The organism is Cupriavidus taiwanensis (assembly GCF_900250115.1).
GTDB classification, from domain to species: Bacteria; Pseudomonadota; Gammaproteobacteria; order Burkholderiales; family Burkholderiaceae; genus Cupriavidus; species Cupriavidus taiwanensis_B.
Genome location: NZ_LT984805.1, coordinates 551,661 through 570,981, shown reverse-complemented (window position 1 = coordinate 570,981; position 19,321 = coordinate 551,661). Strand labels below are relative to the sequence as shown.

Sequence of the window (19,321 nt, the reverse complement as noted above, 5' to 3'; positions counted from 1 at the left end):
GCATGTCAATTACTACCAAGCAAAAGTCCATCATCGCGGCAATCGTCGTCATTGGTGCGCTGGCAACCGGAGGCGTACTGTTGACGAGCGGCCAGTCCGGCAGTGGCGCGGACGAACATGGGCACAGCCATGGCGACCATGCGGAGGCCAAGGGCCACGCGGACGCGGAACACCACGACGGCGGCAAGGAGGCAGGACACGACCACGCCGAGGGCCATGCCGACGAAGAGCATCATGAAGCCGGCCCGAAGGGGCCTCACGGCGGCCAGTTGCAGACCGAGAAGGACCTGACCATTGAAACCCTCCTCGCCGAAGATGGCGACGACGCTCGCCTCCGGCTGTGGGGCACGCGCAAGGACAAGGCTATCGCTGCAAAAGACCTTGCGGCGACGGGCACACTCAAGCGTCCCACGGGCGAGACCGAAGCGTTGGCGTTCGTCGCCAAGGACGGCTATCTGGAAAGTACCACCGCCATCGGCGAGCCCCATGTCTTCCAGGCCGATATCGTGGTACGCGCCGCTGGTGCTCAGCTGACCGTCGCACTCAACAAGGACGAGGATGTCGTTCGCCTGAGCGAGAGCCAGCTCAAGTCATCGAACGTCGCGATCCAGGCAGCCGGCCCGGCGCAGATTGCCTCGACCCTGCAGTTCCCGGGCGAGATCCGCTTCAACGAGGACCGCACCGCCCACGTGGTGCCGCGCCTGGCGGGCGTGGCCGAGGCCGTGCCGGCATCCCTGGGCCAGACCGTGAAGAAGGGCGAAGTGCTGGCCGTGATCGCGAGCACGCAGCTCTCCGAGCAGCGCAGCGAACTGCTCGCGGCCCAGCAGCGTCTTGCACTGGCCAAGACCACCTACCAGCGTGAGAAGAAGCTCTGGGAAGAGCGGATTTCCGCCGAGCAGGACTACCTGCAGGCCAGGACCGCGCTGCAGGAAGCGGAGATCGCGGTGCGTAACGCCGGCCAGAAGCTGAGTGCCATCGGCGCTTCGGCTGCGTCCAAGGGCCTGAACCGGTTCGAGCTGCGCGCGCCGTTCGACGGCGTGATCGTGGAAAAGCATCTGGCGTTGGGCGAGGCCGTGAAGGAAGACGCCAATGTTTTCACCATCTCGGACCTGAGCACGGTGTGGGCCGAGTTTGTCATCTCCCCCAAGGACCTTGGCAATGTCCGCGTTGGCGAACAGGTGACGATCTCTTCGACGGCCTTCGAGGAGAAGGCGCAAGGCAAGGTTTCCTATGTCGGCGCCTTGCTGGGCGAGCAGACCCGCACGGCGCGCGCGCGCGTGACCCTGAACAATCCCAAGATGGGCTGGCGTCCCGGCCTGTTCGTAACCGTTTCGCTGACGGCTGGCGTCGCCGAAGCACCGGTGACCGTGACTACGGAAGCGATCCAGACGGTGCGCGATGAGCCCGTCGTGTTCGTGGCGGTGCCGGGCGGATTCTTGCCGCAACCGGTCAAGCTCGGGCACTCGGACGGCAAACGGACCGAGATCCGAGAGGGCATGCGCGCCGGCATGAAGTACGCCGCGACCAACTCGTTCCTGCTCAAGGCCGAACTCGGCAAGGCGGGCGCGGAACACGCGCACTGATACCGGAGACCAGCATGTTCGAACGTATCATTCGCTTTGCCATTGAGCAGCGCTGGCTGGTGCTGCTGGTCGTGCTCGGCATGGCCGCGCTGGGCGTGTACAACTACACCCGCCTGCCGATCGATGCCGTACCCGATATCACCAACGTCCAGGTACAGGTCAACACGGCCGCGCCCGGTTATTCGCCGCTCGAGGCGGAGCAGCGCATCACCTTCCCGATCGAGACCGCGATGGCGGGCTTGCCCGGGCTGGAACAGACCCGCTCGCTGTCGCGCTATGGCCTGTCCCAGGTCACCGTCATCTTCAAGGATGGCACCGATATCTACTTTGCGCGGCAGCTGGTCAACCAGCGCATCCAGGAAGCGCGCGAATCCCTGCCGGTCGGCCTGACACCGACGATGGGCCCGATTTCCACCGGCCTCGGCGAGATCTACATGTGGACGGTCGAAGCCACCGAGGGCGCAAAAAAACCGGATGGCAAGCCCTATACGCCTACCGACCTGCGCGAGATCCAGGACTGGGTCATCAAGCCGCAGCTGCGCACCGTGCCGGGCGTCACCGAGATCAACACCATCGGTGGATACGCCAAGGAGTACGTGGTAGCACCCAGCCTGGAGCGGTTGTCGAGCTACGGCCTGTCCCTGGCCGAGCTGGTGGCGGCGCTCGACAAGAACAACATGAATGTCGGCGCCGGCTACATCGAGCGCCGCGGCGAGCAGTACCTGGTGCGCGCGCCGGGCCAGGTCCGCTCGATCGAGGATATCGGTGATGTGGTCATCGGTGCCAATAAAGGCATCCCGATTCGCATCCGGGATGTGGCCGATGTCGCCATCGGCAAGGAACTACGCACCGGTGCGGCGACCGAGAACGGCCAGGAAGTGGTGTTGGGCACGGTCTTCATGCTGATCGGCGAGAACAGCCGCGCGGTCTCCCAGGCCGTCGACAAGAAGATCGCCGCGATCAACAAGACCCTGCCGGCCGGCGTCAAGGCAGTACCGGTGTACGACCGGACCACGCTGGTGGACAAGGCCATTGCCACGGTGAAGAAGAACCTGCTGGAAGGCGCCATCCTGGTGATTGCGGTGCTGTTCCTCTTCCTCGGCAATATGCGGGCGGCCGTCATCACGGCCCTGGTCATCCCGCTGTCCATGCTGTTCACCTTTACCGGCATGGTGAGCTACAAGGTCAGTGCCAACCTGATGAGCCTGGGCGCGCTCGATTTCGGCATCATCGTCGACGGCGCCGTCGTCATCGTCGAGAACTGCGTGCGGCGCCTGGCGCATGCCCAGTCCCTGCATGGCAGGCCGCTGACCCGGACCGAACGTTTCCACGAAGTGTTCAATGCATCGAAGGAAGCCCGCCGGGCCCTGATCTTCGGTCAGCTGATCATCATGATCGTGTACCTGCCCATCTTTGCGCTCAGCGGCGTGGAAGGCAAGATGTTCCACCCGATGGCCTTCACGGTGGTGCTGGCATTGTTGGGAGCGATGATCCTGTCGGTCACCTTCATTCCCGCGGCCGTGGCGCTCTTCATGGGCGACCGGATCTCCGAGAAGGAGAACCGGCTGATGGCGTGGGCCAGGAAGAAATATGAGCCGGCCCTGGACGCCGCGCTGCGCAATACGTCGATCGTCGCCGTCTTCGCCGCGGTCCTGGTCCTGTTCTCCGTAGCCGTGGCCAGCCGGCTTGGCACGGAGTTCATCCCGAACCTCAACGAGGGCGATATCGCCGTGCATGCCCTGCGCATCCCCGGCACCAGCCTGAGCCAGGCGGTTGCAATGCAGGGCGAGCTGGAAAAGCACATCCGGAAGGTACCCGAGGTGGAGCGCGTCTTCGCCAAGATCGGCACGGCCGAGATTGCCACCGATCCCATGCCGCCCAACGTCGCGGATACCTTTGTCATGCTCAAGCCGGCCGACCAGTGGCCGAGCCCGCGCCGCAGCCAGGCCGAGGTGCTCGCCGCCATCCAGGAGATCGTGAGCAAGGTGCCGGGCAACAACTATGAGTTCACCCAGCCGATCCAGATGCGATTCAACGAGCTGCTTTCCGGCGTGCGCAGCGACGTGGCCGTCAAGCTGTTCGGCGACGACATGGACCAGTTGAACAAGGCCGCAGCCGGCATCGCCAAGGCCCTGCAGGGCGTGGCCGGCGCCGAATCGGTCAAGGTGGAGCAGACTACCGGCCTGCCGATGCTGACCATCAACATCGACCGCCAGAAGGTATCGCGCTATGGCATCAGCCTGTCGGAAGTGCAGGAGACGATCTCCACCGCCATCGGCGGCCGGGAAGCCGGACTGCTGTTCGAAGGGGACCGCCGCTTCGATATCCTGGTCCGGCTGCCAGACGAGGTGCGGCAGGACATCGAGGCACTCAAGCGCCTGCCGGTGCCGTTGCCCAAGGAGGTCGCCTCGCAGGCCACTTCTTACGTGCCACTCGGCGAGCTGGCAAGCTTTGACATGGCACCGGGTCCGAACCAGATCAGTCGCGAGAACGGCAAGCGGCGTGTGGTGATCAGCGCCAACGTACGCGGACGTGATATCGGCTCTTTCGTCGCCGAGGCGGAAGACAAGATCGCATCGCAGGTGCAGATCCCTGCCGGCTACTGGACCACGTGGGGTGGCACCTTCGAGCAACTTCAGTCCGCCACGTCGCGGCTGAAGGTCGTGGTGCCGGTCGCGCTGCTGCTGGTCTTCCTGCTGCTGTTTACGATGTTCGGCAATCTCAAGGACGGCCTGCTCGTCTTCACGGGCATTCCGTTCGCGCTGACCGGCGGCATCCTGTCGCTATGGCTGCGCGGGATTCCGCTATCTATCTCGGCGGCAGTGGGCTTCATCGCCCTGTCCGGCGTGGCGGTGCTCAATGGCCTGGTGATGCTCTCCTTCATCCGCACGCTGCGCGAGGAAGGCCGGGAGCTGGACGAGGCGGTGCGGGTCGGTGCCATCACGCGCCTGCGCCCGGTGCTGATGACGGCGCTGGTAGCTTCGCTGGGCTTCGTGCCCATGGCAATCGCGACGGGAACGGGGGCGGAGGTGCAGCGGCCGCTGGCCACCGTGGTGATCGGCGGCATCCTGTCTTCCACGGCACTGACCCTGCTGGTCCTGCCGGCCCTCTATCGCTATGTCCATCGCCGCGATGAAGAGGAGGCGGCCGTGGTCGAAGTGCCTGGCAGACAGCCGGCCTGATCTGGCCGTGACTAAGCCGGGTTCCGGCATCCGGGCCCGGCTTCAGAATATTCTGTCACGCGCGCCCAACCTTCCACCACCACGGGTTCACCGGGGTGCGCTGAGGCGGGCACGGAGCAATGGTGACGCCGATCGCCTTTTGATTTAAAGCGTTATACGGATCAAAAGGCGAGTTGCTTCGCGAAATGGCCCTCGGAAGCGTCTTGGATTGAGGGTCGACCTGTGCGTTTTGCCGCTTCGCAAGGGGAATAGCGTCCCATGAACCACAATCACGTTTCCAATGAGGTAGCGGTCACCATCGGTGTCTTGACGGTCGGGCTGCTATTGCTATTCGGCGCCTTTGCCGCCTTTCTTCGTTGGCGTCATGGGCCGATGACAAAGTCAAAGAAAAAGTCAAAAGCACGGCCCAAAGGTCAGAGCGGTCCAAGGCGTCGTGGTTGACGCAGACACACATGCATTGACCGGAAGTCGGTGCCCGGGACCGCTTCCGACTGGGGATGCCACACGGCTAAACGTGGTTTGATTTGGTCCGACGGGCAGCAATGAACGACCGTGGGGGTTCAGTGACCACGAGGATGGTGATGGTATACGAGGGTCGGCCGGGATTCGTGAAATTTTCGCCAAAGTTGGCTTAACTATCTGATCCGTAAAGAAAAAATGTCTCTGCGTCGAGCCAGCCACGGTTGTGTGGGCAACACTTGGCGTGACTGCCGCTATCGCATACGGATGTAGGCACTGAAGAGCCCCGGGTGCAGGTCGCGGAAGGTCTTTCGTCGTTCGAGGAGTTCATGCTGCCGGCCTTCGCGTTCCAGGCTCAGCATGTCGAGCATGAGCGAGGGCATGTCGACCAGTATCTCGATGGTCGGCGCGAGCGCGTCGATCGGATATTCCGAGGTCAGCCGAAGCGGCGCCTCACGTCCGCCGGTGGTCGCGTTGCTCAAGCGCCGCCAGCACGTCATTGCGTAGCATGACGTCGCGGCTGTGTTCGAAGAGGTCGAGCCGATTCGTCACGGTGTTCAGGTCGGTGGTTTTCCAAGAGTCTGCGTCAGTTGCCCGCTTGCAGGAGCGGGTCACGACGGGTAAGCCTTCGACATGCGTCGATGGCGCTGTCTCGCACGACGATGGCGCGCCGCGCTCGCGGAAGTCGCGGGCATTCTTGCCAACCTCCCACTACGCCGCCGATCCGAAAACGAAATCGATCGACGTATCGAGCGGCGGCACCTTCCGCTGGAGATCCACCAAATAGGACCCGAGCCGGTTGATGTGGTCCTTCCGGTAAGGCGACAGCGCCTGGAGCACCTCGGCGTCGACGGGATGGCCCTTCACTTGCAGCTCCTTCAGTTTGCGCGACATCCACTGCACGTTGTAGAGGATGACCATGTTCGCGACGAGTTGGTTGTACTTGATGACTTTGCGCTGCTCGTGCCGGACGTTTTCCGCGATGACGTCGCCGCCGGACATCAGCCATTTCGCGAAATCGTTGAACTGCTCGCTCTTGTTCGTCGCGGCATGGATCGTCCGGCGCATTTCCGGGTCGTTGATATAGCGCAGCAGGAACAGGGTGCGGATCACCCGGCCGAGCTCGCGGAACGCGAAATACAGCTTGTTCTTGACACTCTCGGAGCCGAGGCGGCGCAGGATCGTCGATGGCGTCATACGGCCGGCCTTGATCGAGATGGCAACGCGCAGCATGTCCGGAAAATGCCTTTCGATCAGGGCCCAGTCGACGTTGCCGCGGAACAGTGGCTCGATGTTCCTGTAGCGACGGCGCCGGTCCGCCTTGTAGAAGCGCAGCTCCTTGATGTCGCGAATGCGGGGCATCAGCTTGATGCCGAGCAGGTGTGCGAGTGCGAAGACCGGCGCGCTCTGCGCCTGCGTATCGCCGTGAACCGTGTCCGGCTGCACATCGGAGGTATTCTTGATCAGCCCGTCGAGGATGTAGACGGCTTCATGCACGCCGCACGGGATGAAGTGGCTGAACAGCGCGATGTACTTGTCCGACACGTGGTAGTAGCCGATACCGCCATAGCCGCCGTACCGGATGTGATATTCGGATAGCAGATTCTGCTCATAGAGATTCCATTTCGTGCCGTCGGCCGAAACCCGGCTGCCGGAGCCCCAGAACTTCGGCAGCGCAAACTGGTTGTATGCGTTGATGACCCTGACGATGGCCTTGTCCAGGCGCTCCTCGGTCACGTGGCGCAGATTCAGCCAGGCAAGCTGCTTGCGGCTGAGGTTCTTTACCGAGCGCGCGGTCTGTGCCGGTCCGAGGTTACACCCATAGCAGAACAGCGTTGTGATGAAGCGTTTGCGCGGCTCGTCGATCTTTGCCTCGAAGCCGGATAATGGGCCAAACAGTCGGTGTAAATCGAGCCACTGTTCGGTTTCGGTCAGGATGTCAAGGATGCTCACCGGCCGCATCGACGCCGTGATGGCCTGGTCGATCAACATCTTGTTTGGCGGGTCGGGCTTCTTCTCGAGCTTGTGGAGAATCAGACCCTGGTCGCCAATCTCGACGTAGTCGTTCTCCGGAAAGGTAGCGTCGACCTCGTCTGCCAATGCGCTGAGTTTGTCCTTCAGTTGCTGGACGAAGGCCCGGCCATCGACCGGGAAGTCGACGAATTCGGCATAGCGCGGCAGTTCCTCGCGGAACTCCTCCCACGATATCTGGTGTTCACGGGGATCGTCATACTGGTCGCTGTGCTCGACATAAACGTCGCCGGAGTTCAGTTCACGTCTGAGCTGGCTGAACACGCACAACTCGAAATATTTCCGGTGCAGCAGTCGAGCGGACCGCCCGTCCGGGAAGACAAATTTCTCCCACTTTTCCGGGATCCAGTCGAGCGGCAGCTCGGCGAGGTCCGCGTCGCCCAGCAGCAGGTATTCGCGACGTGACGCCCGGTATGGCTGGATCCAAGCGAGCGCGTCGAGCAGGGTATCGTCCTGCGAGCTAGAGCGCAGCGACAGGATGTCGAGGAATTGGAACAGCAGCGACCGCAGATTCCTGTATGGGGCCAGCAAAAACGGGATGGCGTGATTGCCGGTATATGCGATGTGCTCGTTGCATCGGTTCAGGGCACTGCTGGGATCGTCATTGAGGGATGCCCTCATGCGCGCGATGCGCTCGGCGGCTGGAGCCTCATCGTCTTGCAGGATGTGGAGCACATCGCGAAACTGACTGACAAGCGATTCGAGTTCGTCAGCGTGTGCGAGCCGATACTGTTTCATGCGCAGATCCGCCGTGCCTTCCAGGTTGCGGACCGTCTTGATGAAGATTTCCGCGACGTCATCAAGTGCCTTCTGCAGCTGCGCGAGGATGAACAGCACGGCAAGCGTGTAGCGCTTCGCCGGCTTGAGCACGCGCATCTCATGGATGTCGAGGGCTCGTGCTTCCAGGACGAGCTGCATGCGCTTGGGGACTGAAAGAATGTCCGGCGGGGGCGGCAAGCCGTCGGCCAACTCGGTTATGGCCTGGATGTGCTTGAGGAAGCTTGCCACCTCGCGCGGCCTTGGCCGTTTTGGTTCCCGCTTCAGTTCGTCCCAGGGCGTGCGTCCCGCCCGGTTGATGAAGAGAGCGTCGAGGCGGGCTCTGAGCGGCTCGTCCAGCGCCTCCGAGTAGGCCTGGTAGATGGCCTCGTGAAGCCGGCTGCGGGCGGAAGCAGCAATGCGCGAGAGTGTGGCCAGCGGCGGCAGTTCGTAGCGCTGCCTGATGAGTTCCTCAAGCAGCACGTTGACGATGTCCGGCAACTCTGCCTTCGTGCGCGCGGCGATGTCCGCCACGACAGCAAGCCATTCATGGGTCAGCGCGTCAACAACGCGGATGCCGACAAATTCGCGCAGTACCTTCTGGTGCCGAGACTTGCTGCCCGACCTGTCATAGCGCTTGATCGTTGCGCGGGGCGGCGATCGGACCTTGAGCACCGAGCAAATATGGTCGACGATTTCGGGCGGCACGTCTGACATTGGCGGCATGTATCCCAGACGCTGGAGCAGTTTGAGCTGCGTCAGAATCAGCACGCGTGTTGGCGCCTGCCGGAACTGGCCGTACACGAAGCGGATTTCGGCGGCGCTGGGCGTGAAGACTGCCCGCAACTCGTCTGCCGCAATCTCCGCTGGCAGTAACGGGTACGCGGTTTCGGAAATCTGGTTCATAGGTGCCGCGCGAATCGAGCCAGCCGGTACCGTTGCAGCATTTTCCGCGTGTCAGCGTTGCGGCAATCTGAGCGAGCCCGATAACACCGCAGCGGCAAGGTCCGCATCGCTCATGCCCAGGATCCGGTCGATCGTGCCGTGCGACAGCTCGTCTGTCAGCGCGAGAATATCGTCGAGCAGCGCCGCCAGCCGCTCGATCCGCGCGCTCAGATGAGCAAGTTCTTCGCGCTCCTGCGGTGTGAGCGGCCCGGATCGCCACCGTGTAACCTGCTCGCGCTGGATCGGCAGAAAATCCCGTTGCTCGCCGTAGACCTGGCGCGTCCGGGCCAGGGTGGCGTCGTCAAGCACATGGGGTCGCGACCGGCACCGGGTCAGAGCGTCGAAGGTAGCCTGTACCTCTTCAATCTGCGCGCCGGCGAGATCAAGAATGACCGGCAGCGCAGCGATCGGCTGCCAGGCCGGTGTTTGCGGTTCGTTCGTGTTCATGAGGCTCGGTTTCCTGTCGGGCGGTTGCTCATGGCACTGCATCGGTCCAGCGCCGCCAGGCGAGGACCGAAGGCCCGATTGTAGCGCGGGCGCTGAGGCACTCCGCGGTACTCCGAAAGCCGTTGTTCGCTGTTTGGCTCAACTGGCGCGACGTCTGGCTGTACGCGCTGGCGCGGATTCGTCGCGGCCCTTGAGCTGGCCCTGCAACAGGGCTACCTGCTGGGTCAGGGAATCGCGCTCGCGCCGCAGTTCGCGCGTTTCTTCCATGACACCGGCGAGCTGTTTTTCATGCCGTTCGGCCAGCCGCCGCTGTTCAGCAGCGTCGGCGGAGAGACGCTGCCCGTCGGCCACAAGTTGCTCGTTTCGTTGCCGGGTCTTCGAAACGGCCGCTTCCGCGCGACGCTGGGCTTCGCGCGCTTCGTCGGTCTGCAGCATGACGAGCTTCTGCACGCCTTCGAGCCGGGCGGTGGCCTGGTCGACCTCCGCCCGCAGGGCGGCCTCGTGTTCGGCGCGGGCAGCCCGCACAGCTTCCAGTTCGCGGGCATGGGTGGACTGCGCTTCGTGCAGGGCCTGGTCCGATTGCGCGCGCACGGCATCGCGCTCAGCCACGGCTGCTTCGGCCTGGCGGATGGCTGCGTCCAGCTGGGTCTGGCCCCTGGCGTGATCGGCAAGCGCGGTGGCGAGCCGCGCCTGCAGGTCGTCAACCTGAGTGCGAAGCGTTTGTACTTCCGCCTGCAATCCCGCATTGGCGACCTGCAGCGATTCGGCGCGCGTGGTTGCGGCGGCCGCTTCGGCCTCAAACTCCCCGCTGCGCTGCGCAAAGACCTGTTCTCCCTGCGCGACGGCCAACGCCCAGACAGACAGCATGGCGTTGGCGACGGCTGGCGGCAATGCGGCAGAGAGCGCGTCGTTGCGCGCCTGCTCGTCCTTCCACAGCTTCAGCTCGTCATTGATGGTGGTGCGGCTGCCCTGGCGAATCTCGGCGTAGATCAGGTCGACGGTGAGCTCATGCGGGTGTCGGCCCGCGGCAACCAGGCGCGCGGCTGCTTCACGGGTGCGTAGACGGGTATCGCTGATACGGCTCATGGGCGGAAGCGGCTGAGAGGTGGAATTTCTGGATTCTGAATAATGCATATGATCGTATTACGTTATATACGTAATCACAAGCGCCAGAAATTTACGATAACGCGCATAATCGTAAGCTTCGTAGGTGTACGATGCGGAACCCCGCCGCAAAATCGTGTCAGTCCATGAACTTGCCCGCTCCAGCACACGAATCAGTCCTGCCGATCGTATTGCCCTCTGCACTGGACGGCCGTGACGGCACTAACCGGGCGCGCGCCGCCAACCGGCAGGTCACGGCCGATACCGACCTTGAGGCCGTACGCTTGTGGCTTGCCGAGTACGCCAGTTCGCCGCACACCCTGCGCAGCTACCGAAAGGAAGTGGTGCGGCTGCTCGTCTGGGCAACACGCACGCTGGGCAAGCCGATGTCGAGCCTCACGCGCGAGGATTTCCTGCTTTATGAGCAGTTTCTGGCCGCGCCGACGGCCGACTGGACCGACCCGGCCCTGCCGCGCCGCGGCGGCGCGCGGCGGCTTTTCGATGGGCCGCTGTCCGAGCGCAGCCGCCGTCAGGCGCTCGGCATCCTTTCCGGACTGCTCGACTACCTTGTCGCGGCCGGCTACCTCGCGGGCAATCCGCTTGCCCTGCGCCGCAGCCGCTCAACGCGTGGCTCGCGCGCTCGACGCGTCGAGCGTTATCTCGATCATGCGCTGTGGCAGGTGGTGCTCGCGTCGATGGAGGGCTGGCCGCAGGGCACGCCGCGCGAGTGCCAGCATTACGAGCGCAGCCGCTGGGTGATGCGCTTTCTCTACCATACAGCGCTGCGCGCGAGCGAAGCCGCCCGCGCGAGGGCAGCCGACTTCGTCCAGCGGCGGGGGCGCTGGTGGCTGTACGTTGTCGGCAAGGGTGGCGCCGAGGGCGAGGTACCAGTGAGCGACGCGTTGATGGCCGAGTTTGCTCGCTATCGCGCGTTCCACGGCCTGCCGCCGATGCCCGCGCCCGGTGAGCTGAGCCCGGCCATTCTGAGCGTCGCCGGCGACGCGCAGCGGCACCTCACGCCGACGGCGGTCTATCTGATCGCGAAGGAGGTGTTCCGGCGGGCGGCCGCCGTGTTGGAGGCGAGCGATCCGGCCGGCGCGGTGACGCTGACGCGTGCCTCGACGCACTGGCTGCGCCATTCTGCGGCTTCGCACCAGGCCGACGCCGGCACCGATATCCGTTTTATCCAGAAGAACCTGCGGCATGCCTCGATTGAGACGACTGGCATCTACCTGCACGCCGAGGACGATCGGCGGCATGCGCACACCGTGGGCGAGCAACAGTGTCAACCATCCACCACGCCCGCTTTGCCACAGTAGGCGCTGATCGCCCCTGTCATTTGTGAGGCGCTCGGCCCTTTCCATCGGCCTCGAATGGATCGGCCTAGCCAAGGCCTAGCCGGGGTTTCCGCTGGCGTCGCGTAGGCGCCGGCATCGAGAGAGTCAGTGACTGATTTGGTCCGCCGCCGGGTGAGGCGCATTTTGACGGTTCCGCCGACGAAAACCACGTGTCGCAGAAACACCGCAGTCGCCTCTATGGGCCTCCGAAAATCCATTGCGGTCCCATGAAACATTTTGGTATGCTGCGCCCGGTCATCACTAAGGGTTCTCCCCATGGACTGTTGTTCTAGTCGGCGCCACGCCGATCACTGAACGGCTAGTCAGTCAAGGCGACATCTCGCCACTGCCTAGCCGTTACCGGCGGGTAGTGGCAACCATGCAGATTCTCCTGTGTGGCCACCTCCCGATTTTTCTTGTTAGCGATCTACCGAGTAGGCAGATGCGGGTGACGTTTGCGCTCACTCTTTGGCCCTCTCGGGTAGTCGCCCCGAGCCTACACGCGCCATAGAAGCGCGTGAGGGAGGTCTCATGTCGTTCATTACCTGTTTTCAGTTTGCCTTCTCCGCCCTCACCCTTTTGAAGGGCACTCGTTGGTCGGCCCGCACGCTCGCGGCGCTGACCGTGGTGCTCCTAGCCATTGGTCTCGCACCGGCGCATGCCCAGAACGCCGGTGAAAGCCAGCCGGCTTCCGGCGCTGCCCCCGGCAATGCGACGGCAGATCCGATGGAGGACCGTTTTGCCTTCCACGGGCAAGCCACCTACATCTGGCAGCGCAAGCCTTCGTTTGGCGCGGCCTATTCCGGCGAGCACAGCCTCGGCACGGAACGGGCCAAGAGTTATTCGTTCACCAGCACGCTCGACCTGGGCCTGCGCCTATGGCAAGGGGCAGAGTTTCACTTCAATCCTGAAGTCTCGCAGGGTGTGCCCTTCTCTGGCCTGCATGGTCTCGGAGGCCTGACCAACGGGGAACTGGCCAAATCGTCGGGCACCAATCCTACGTTCTACCGGGCCCGCGCCTTCGTGCGCCAGACCTGGGGCCTGGGTGGTGGCGAGGAGAAGCTTGATGCCGACTTCAACCAGTTTGCGCGAACCGTCGACAAACAGCGCGTCGTGCTGACCGCTGGCAACTTCGGCGTGCTCGACGTCTTCGACCTGAACCCCTACGGCTCCGACCCGCGCACCCAGTTCATGAACTGGTCATCGCTGACACATGGCTCGTTCGACTATCCCGCCGATGCGCGCGGCTACAACTGGGGCGTGTCGCTAGAGTACGTGGGCGATGGCTGGTCGGCGCGCTTTGGTCATTTCCTGCAACCGCTCGAATCCAACGGACTGAAGCTCGACACACGGATGTTTGAGCACTACGGCGACATCCTGGAGCTTGAAAAGCGCTATACCCTCGCTGGCCGTCCCGGAGCGGCGCGCCTGCTGCTCTGGCGCAATAAAGCGAAGATGGGCAAGTTCAGCGATGCCATCGCATTCGGGCAGGCCAACAACGTGACGCCCGATGTTGCCGACGTGCGCGCGGAACATGCCAAGGTGGGCGTGGGCATTACGTTGCTGCAGGAGGTCAATGATTCGCTGGGCGTGTTCTTCCGCGCCAATATGTCGGACGACAAGACGGAAACCTACGCCTTTACCGAGATCGGCAAGCAAATTGCCGGCGGCGGCACGCTCAAAGGCACGTCCTGGGGACGGCCCAATGACGAACTCGGGGTGGCGATGGCCGTCAACATGCTGCGATCACCGCACCGGGACTACCTGGCCGCCGGCGGTCTGGGAGCGTTCCTCGGCGATGGCGCATTGCGCTATGGACCGGAACAAGTGCTCGAGATCTATTACAGCCTGGCGTTGTTGAAGTACTTCAGCGTCAGTCCGAATTTTCAATACATCCGCAACCCGGGCTACAACCGGGACCGGGGGCCGGCAACATTCTATGGCGTCCGGTTCCACGCCGAGTTCTGAGGCGCAGAGCGATAGTATCCCAGTGAACAGGAGGAGCCATTATGGATGACGCCTCTAGTCGCTGTGCTGCGCCTGCCAACTACCCGTAGCCGCTGGCGACCCGGCCAGGGTAGTGAATCCAATGGCTCGCGAACCTGTTCTGACCAAGCTGCCAGCACACGCTTCGTGGGCTTCCGTTTAACCATGCTGTCGGCCAAGGAAGCCCCATGGCAAACGAATTCATGCCGCAACTCCCAGGTACGGCTCGGCGTCTGCTGCCGAACCGCTGGGATTTCATTGCCCTACCACTGATTATCGGCCTGCTGGTAGTGGCCGCGTCAGGCATCCGTGAAACACTGGCACCGCTTGCCGGACCCAGCGCCGAGGCAATTTCGCTAGATCCTGCCATGCTGCCCGAGTACGCCCTGCGGACCACGCTGCGTATGCTGGCCGCGCTGGCGGCGTCGCTGCTGTTCACCTTCACGTATGGCACGCTGGCAGCCAAGAGCCGCCGGGCGGAGAAGGTACTGGTCCCCATGCTCGACATCCTGCAGTCGGTGCCGGTGCTAGGCTATATCTCCTTCACCGTGGTCTTTTTCCTTGCGCTCTTTCCGGGCCGCATGCTTGGCGCCGAGTTGGCGGCCATCTTTGCGATTTTCACCAGCCAGGCTTGGAACATGACATTCAGCTTCTACCAGTCATTGCGCACGCTACCGCCTGACTTGATCGAAGTGTCGAACAGCATGCGCCTAACGCCCTGGCAGAAATTCTGGAAGCTGGAGGTGCCGTTTGCCATGCCGGGGCTGATCTGGAACATGATGATGAGCATGTCGGGCGGCTGGTTCTTTGTTGTCGCCTCGGAAGCCATTACGGTCGGCGACAAGTCAATCACCCTGCCTGGGGTCGGCGCCTTCCTGGCCACGGCCATTGCCGACAGCAATATGGCAGCGGTGGGTTGGGTCATCCTGGCCATGATCGCAGTGATCGTCCTGTACGACCAGTTTCTGTTTCGTCCGATGGTGGCCTGGGCAGATCGCTTCCGACTGGAAAGCACGAGCGCGCAAACCGCGCCGCAGTCCTGGGTGTTGAACCTGGTGCATCGTACCCACTTGATCCAGAGTTTGCTGCGTACCTTCGGCCGCCTGCTGCGCAAGCTGGCGCGGGCCCGCTTCGCGGTGCAACTGCCCGCGGCCTCAGGCCCCCAGCGGGCTGGCCTGGCCCGCGTCGTTGACGTGGTCTGGAGCCTTCTTGTGGCAGTGCTTGCCGGTTATCTGCTGTGGCGGACGGTCAGCTATGTGCACACTGAAGCCGGATTGGACGAAGTTGTGAAAGTCATTGGGCTGGGGCTGCTGACACTGTTGCGCGTGCTGGTGTTGATCGTCCTCACCTCCCTGATCTGGGTGCCGGTTGGGGTCATGATTGGGCTGCGGCCCCGGCTTGCCGAAAAAATCCAGCCACTGGCGCAGTTCCTGGCCGCCTTCCCGGCCAACCTGCTGTTCCCGGTATTTGTGTTCGGCATTGTCCATTTCCATCTAAACCCAGACATCTGGCTGAGTCCGCTGATCGTTTTGGGAGTGCAGTGGTACATCCTCTTCAATGTCATCGCCGGGGCCACCGCATTTCCGAACGACTTCCGCGAAGCGGCCACGAACTTCCGCATTCGTGGCTGGCAGTGGTGGAGGCAGATCATGCTGCCCGGGATTTTTCCCTACTACGTGACTGGCGCCATCACCGCGTCGGGCGGCGCGTGGAACGCGAGCATTGTGTCCGAGGCCGTGTCATGGGGCTCAACCAGCCTGTCGGCGCATGGCCTTGGCGCCTATATCGCCCAGTCCACCGCCGCTGGAGACTATCCCAAAATCGTCCTTGGTATCGCTGTCATGTCGATCATGGTGGTCTGTTTCAACCGTTTTCTGTGGCGTCCGCTGTACGCCATCGCCGAAAGCAAGCTGCGCATGAACTGAGAGGGCAAACATAATGCAAAACGAAATCCTGACCCCTACCCAGAACATCCTGACCGTTCGCGACCTGAGCCACGGCTACGGCCGCGATCAGGGCAAGCGACTGGTGCTGGACGGCGTGAACCTAAAACTGCGCGAAGGCGAAATCGTCGGCCTGCTTGGTCGGTCCGGCTCGGGCAAGTCCACATTGCTGCGCATGATTGCCGGCCTGATTTCGCCCACGTCCGGCCAGCTTGACTACTGCGGCTCACCGATCAAAGGCCCAGCAGAAGGTGTCGCTATGGTCTTCCAGACCTTTGCGCTATTTCCGTGGCTCACCGTCCTCGACAATGTTGAAGCCGGCCTGGAAGCGCTTGGCGTGCCGCCGGCGGAGCGGCGTGAGCGCGCGCTTGCAGCCATCGACCTGATTGGCCTGGATGGCTTCGAGAACGCGTTCCCCCGCGAATTATCGGGCGGTATGCGCCAGCGTGTCGGCTTTGCCCGGGCCCTCGTTGTCAATCCGACCTTGTTGCTGATGGATGAGCCATTCTCGGCGCTCGACGTGCTGACAGCAGAGACCTTGCGTACCGATCTGCTCGATCTGTGGACCGAGCGCATGTTGCCGATCAAGTCGATGCTGATCGTGACCCACAACATCGAGGAGGCGGTGTTCATGTGCGACCGCATTCTGCTGCTTTCGTCCAACCCGGGATCTGTCGTTGCTGAGTTTCAAGTACCCTTCAAGCATCGGCGTGACCGCCTCGAGCCGGCATTCCGCGAACTGGTCGACGAGATCTACGCCAAGATGACGGCCCGCCCGACAAAGGGTGCCGCGCCAAGAAACGGCCTGGACATCGGCAGCCCTTTGCAGCCGGTTTCAACCAATCTGATGGCGGGCCTGATCGAGACGGTAGCCGCTGAGCCCTATCGGGGCCAAGCTGACCTGCCAGAAATCGCAGCCACGATGCACCTGGAAGTGGACGATCTCTTCCCCGTCGCCGAGATCCTCGGGCACCTCGGCTTCGCCGAGCTGCGCGAGGGCGATATTGTCCTGACCGTAGCGGGCTTGCTCTTCAATGAGCATGGTACACAGGAGCGTAAAGCCCTGTTCGCCGAACACCTGGTGCGGCGCGTACCAATGGCCGGCTATATCCGAACTGTGTTGGCTGAGCGAAAGGATCAGCAAGCCCCGCGCGTCCGGTTCGAGCAAAAGTTAGAGGATTTTCTGAGCGATGAGCTGGCTAAGCAGACGCTGGAGGCGATCATTGAATGGGGACGTTATGCTGAGATCTTCTCGTGCGATGACCATACGGAGCGGTTTTCGCTTGAAAGCTAATGCAATTTGGCTGTCCTCAAGCTGAGGCTGCCCACTCTGAGCCCGACTCTGACCAGTTCGAAACATGACCATTGAAGCCATCCAAAACATCAATCTGGATTCCCTGCTCGATACCAGTATCAGCGTGGCCGCGGCATTCGTGCTGGGTGCGATAATCGGTTACGAACGACAGTACCGCCAACGTACCGCCGGCCTACGCACCAATGTGCTGGTGGCTGTCGGCGCTGCCATTTTTGTAGATATGGCCAACCGGCTGGCCGGGCACGATGGTGCCGTGCGTGTCGTCGCCTACGTGGTCTCGGGAATCGGCTTCCTTGGCGCGGGCGTGATCATGCGAGAAGAAGGGAATGTGCGCGGCCTCAATACCGCTGCCACCTTGTGGGGCTCGGCAGCCATAGGTGCGTGTGCCGGCGCGGACCTGCTTCCGGAGGCTACAGTCGGGTGTCTATTCGTGCTGGCTGCAAATACGCTGCTGCGCCCCGTGGTCGACCGTATCAACCGTCAGCCCATCGATACGCCCGCCGTGGAGGTCACTAATACCGTCTATGTCATCGCTCCGCGGGAGCGCCAGAAAGAGGCAATGCGCTTGTTGGATGAGGCCCTGGAGGACAGCAATCATCCCACCCGCGACTTGGTGGTTCACGCCTTTGGTACCGACGACGTGGAGATCGAAGCCGTGCTGATGGCGACCTCAGTCGACGGGGAGAAGCTCGATCACGTTGTTGCGAGACTGGCAGCGTCCAGTGCTGTCAGCCAGGCTTTCTGGAGCCCCAGCACCACTGAGTGATTTGCTGCGGTAAGCCCTGTGTCGGCGAAAGCCATCACAGAGTCCTTTTTTCTGAAGTTAGAGCGGTCGACTGGATCAGTCATGTCCGCAATGGCCTCCGATTTACGGGCATCGGCCTCAGTTCGCTGGGTGTCCGGCGATGAGCGACCAGCGGTCATTCAAGCCACGGTTGGCGACATCCCTATATCGGTCGAGACGGACCGATTTGAGACGATCAGCATGCGGTTCCCGTGGCGCTTGATTTAGCGATGCAGCGTTCGAGGAGCGCGCATGGAACCGAATTCCTCTTTTAGATCAATGTGTTAAGCCATATTTGGCGAAAATTTCGCGAATTCCGGCCGACCCTCCTGACCGTCGCCTTGTTCTTCCGGCACGGTCGCCGCCGAACTGGCTGCCTTGCGCCGCCGGCCCCCTTCGCGTTCGCGCGGCGCGACGCGCAAGGTGGCCAGCAACTGGCGCGCGAGCGCGGCTTCCGCTTCGGCCCGCTCCGCCCGGCGCTGCGCCTGCTCGGTGGCCGCGAGCCGCTCGGCCAGCGCCGCGGCCTGTGCTTCCAGCTTCGTGCGGCCCTCCGCCTGCGCCACCGCCGCATCGCGCGCCTCGCTGCGTGCCACCGCCAGTTCGCCGCGCAGGTCTTCGGCCGTGCGCTCGCTCTTCTGGCGCGCGGTGCGCTCCTGGTCCAGTTCGCGCAAGCTGCGCCGCTCGCTGGCTTCGGCGCGTTCCTGCGCGAGCGTCACCGCCTCGCGCGCCCGCTCCAGCTCCGTCGAGAATTGGGTGCGCAGTTCCGCCAGCTGGCGCCCCGCCGCCTCCAGTTCCCCCCGCCCCGCTTCCCAACGCGCCCGCGTCGCGGCGTGCGCCTGGCGCTCGGCCGCCAGTTCGGCCTGCACGGCGTCGTGCGCCTGGCGCGCCTCGCCCAGCTGCGCCGAGAGCGCCAGCGCGTCTTCGCGCGCGACCGCGGTCTCGGCGCGCGCGGCATCGCGTTCCGATTCCGCGGCATTCGCTGCGTCACGCGCTTCGGCACGCAGCGTGGCGAGTTCCGCCGTGGCGGCCTCGTTGGCCGACTGCCAGATGGTCTGCACCGCCTCGGCGGCGATCTGCTTGAGGGGGTCCGGCAGGTCCGGATGGTCGATGGTCACGCGCGTGCGCCCGCGCAGTTCCTGCCAGAACGCCTGCAGCACCTCGGCGGGCGTGCCCATGCTGCCCTTGCGGACCAAGCTGTAGAGCTTGTTGGCGGTGGGCGTGACACCGTAACGGAAGAACAGCAGGCCGCAGACCTCGCGGTACAGCGCGCGGGTTTCGGGAAAACGGCTGCGTAGTTCGGTCAGGTCAGCCTGCAAGGCGGTGTCGGTCAGATCGAGGTCGGCGGCGGCCATCGGCAAAAAGCGTCGTTGAATTTATATATATTACTACGTAATACGTTATAGATGTAATTTCAATCGACAAAGTTTAGACATAAATCCGCTTATGTCT

At 63.0% G+C, this 19,321-nt stretch carries 12 protein-coding genes; 7 read left to right on the top strand and 5 right to left on the bottom strand.

Annotated features, from left to right (window positions below):
• Window positions 1-2: 2 nt before the first annotated feature.
• Complete coding sequence (locus tag CBM2586_RS31785; RefSeq protein WP_012354840.1) at window positions 3-1,583, top strand: efflux RND transporter periplasmic adaptor subunit; 1,581 nt, start codon at window positions 3-5, stop codon at window positions 1,581-1,583.
• Window positions 1,584-1,597: 14 nt separating this feature from the next.
• Window positions 1,598-4,765 carry an efflux RND transporter permease subunit gene (locus CBM2586_RS31780; RefSeq protein ID WP_012354839.1) on the top strand — a complete coding sequence of 1,056 codons (3,168 nt, stop codon included), beginning with the start codon at window positions 1,598-1,600 and terminating at the stop codon, window positions 4,763-4,765.
• Between the two features lie 713 nt (window positions 4,766-5,478).
• On the opposite strand, the gene CBM2586_RS31775 is transcribed toward CBM2586_RS31780, so the two are convergent.
• The 4 genes from CBM2586_RS31775 to CBM2586_RS31760 form a co-directional block, all read right to left on the bottom strand.
• Window positions 5,479-5,706: a hypothetical protein gene (locus CBM2586_RS31775; RefSeq protein ID WP_012354837.1), complete on the bottom strand. Its 228-nt coding sequence runs from the start codon at window positions 5,704-5,706 to the stop codon at window positions 5,479-5,481.
• Between the two features lie 229 nt (window positions 5,707-5,935).
• Complete coding sequence (locus tag CBM2586_RS31770) at window positions 5,936-8,917, bottom strand: Tn3 family transposase (protein ID WP_012354836.1); 2,982 nt, start codon at window positions 8,915-8,917, stop codon at window positions 5,936-5,938.
• 51 nt (window positions 8,918-8,968) lie between these two features.
• Entirely contained in the window at window positions 8,969-9,403 is a 435-nt protein-coding gene (locus CBM2586_RS31765; protein WP_012354835.1) for a hypothetical protein, read from the bottom strand.
• Between the two features lie 138 nt (window positions 9,404-9,541).
• Entirely contained in the window at window positions 9,542-10,489 is a 948-nt protein-coding gene (locus CBM2586_RS31760; protein WP_012354834.1) for a DNA-binding protein, read from the bottom strand.
• A gap of 164 nt (window positions 10,490-10,653) precedes the next feature.
• Between CBM2586_RS31760 and CBM2586_RS31755 the strand changes: the two genes are divergently transcribed.
• From CBM2586_RS31755 to CBM2586_RS31735, 5 genes are all read left to right on the top strand, one after another.
• Window positions 10,654-11,826, top strand: coding sequence for a tyrosine-type recombinase/integrase (locus CBM2586_RS31755; protein ID WP_012354833.1), 1,173 nt, complete (start codon window positions 10,654-10,656; stop codon window positions 11,824-11,826).
• 549 nt (window positions 11,827-12,375) lie between these two features.
• Window positions 12,376-13,812, top strand: coding sequence for a carbohydrate porin (locus tag CBM2586_RS31750; protein WP_081479558.1), 1,437 nt, complete (start codon window positions 12,376-12,378; stop codon window positions 13,810-13,812).
• A gap of 206 nt (window positions 13,813-14,018) precedes the next feature.
• Complete coding sequence (locus tag CBM2586_RS31745) at window positions 14,019-15,755, top strand: ABC transporter permease (protein WP_012354830.1); 1,737 nt, start codon at window positions 14,019-14,021, stop codon at window positions 15,753-15,755.
• 13 nt (window positions 15,756-15,768) lie between these two features.
• Window positions 15,769-17,067, top strand: a complete 1,299-nt coding sequence (locus CBM2586_RS31740; protein WP_012354829.1) for an ABC transporter ATP-binding protein — start codon at window positions 15,769-15,771, stop codon at window positions 17,065-17,067.
• 64 nt (window positions 17,068-17,131) lie between these two features.
• Window positions 17,132-17,854 (top strand): MgtC/SapB family protein, encoded by a 723-nt coding sequence (locus CBM2586_RS31735; RefSeq protein WP_012354828.1) that lies wholly within the window; start codon window positions 17,132-17,134, stop codon window positions 17,852-17,854.
• Window positions 17,855-18,156: 302 nt separating this feature from the next.
• Here CBM2586_RS31735 and CBM2586_RS31730 read toward each other — a convergent pair whose 3' ends face one another.
• A complete protein-coding gene (locus CBM2586_RS31730; RefSeq protein WP_012354827.1) occupies window positions 18,157-19,224 on the bottom strand; it encodes a DNA-binding protein in 1,068 nt (355 codons plus the stop codon).
• Window positions 19,225-19,321 lie beyond the last annotated feature (97 nt).